We start from the raw sequence: 469 nt of genomic DNA on the forward strand, positions 1-469 counted from the left end.
GGGTTCACGTCATCGAGCAAGATGTTGGCGTTGACCACCGACTGGCCGAACTTCTCCCCCAGCCCCGACAGCGACTGCGCCGCCGCACTCAACGTCAGATTCAGCTTGACCGGATCCACCTTCTGCGCGATCGAGGTGATCGTCTGAAACAACGTGTTGATCTCGGTGGTCACCGACCGCGCATCGATCACCGTGCGCGGCGAAATCTTCTGCGGCGACGGATTCGCCGGCGTCGTCAACGACACATACTTACCGCCGAACACCGTCGTCGCCTTGATATCGGCGTTGACGTTCGACGGAATCAGCTTGAGATACCGCGGATACACCTCGAGGGTGAACTTCGCCGCCGGCTTGCCCTCACGGACGGTCTCCGCAATCGACCCCACCCGGCCGATCTCCACCCCGTTGTAGGTCACCTTCGAACCCGGATCCATCACCAAACCAGCCCGCGCGGCCAACATCGTCAGCT

The 469-nt window shown here is 61.6% G+C and carries 1 protein-coding gene; it reads right to left on the reverse strand.

Features of this window, described 5'->3' with window-relative positions; genetic code table 11:
• Positions 1 to 469, reverse strand: a 469-nt coding sequence (locus AC5Y5B_RS25255; protein ID WP_500007403.1) for an MCE family protein, incomplete at both ends; no start/stop codon positions are given.

This window comes from Mycobacterium sp. NGS33, assembly GCF_059812885.1.